This is a genomic window from Sulfitobacter sp. HI0129, from assembly GCF_001635395.1.
Taxonomy (GTDB): Bacteria; Pseudomonadota; Alphaproteobacteria; order Rhodobacterales; family Rhodobacteraceae; genus Sulfitobacter.
The window spans coordinates 1-489 of the sequence record NZ_LWGH01000747.1; the positions used below are offsets into that span (position 1 = coordinate 1).

The window sequence follows — 489 nt, forward strand, 5'->3', positions numbered from 1 at the left end:
TCATGAGCCTGTTCGTCGTGCCCATCGCCGTCACCGGGCTCGACCTGCTGCCGCCGGGCTCGAACCCCGATCTCTTCGTGCTCTCCCTGCCGTTGAGCGAGGGGCAGAACGGCCTGGCGATGCTGTCCTTTCTGGGCGGGTTTTCTTCCGCCACCTCCATGGTGATCGTCGCCACGCTCGCGCTCTCTACCATGGTGAGCAACCATATCGTCATGCCGATCTTCCTTGCGGTGCGGCAGGGCGGGGCGAGCCAGTCGGGCGATGTGCGCAATGTCGTCATCCTCGCGCGGCGGCTGTCGATCCTGCTGATCATCGGGCTGGGCTATTCCTATTACCGGGCCTCGGGGGGCAGCGGCGCGCTGGCGGCGATCGGTCTGATCTCCTTCGGCGGGGTGGCGCAGTTCTTGCCGGCGCTGCTGGGCGGCATTTTCTGGCGCGGGGCAACGCGCGCCGGGGCGCTGAGCGGTCTGGCCACCGGTTTCGCGCTGT

At 67.7% G+C, this 489-nt stretch carries 1 pseudogene; it reads left to right on the forward strand.

The features are described from left to right. Positions 1 to 489 (forward strand): annotated as a pseudogene (locus A3764_RS18480) (sodium:solute symporter); the annotation flags it as partial.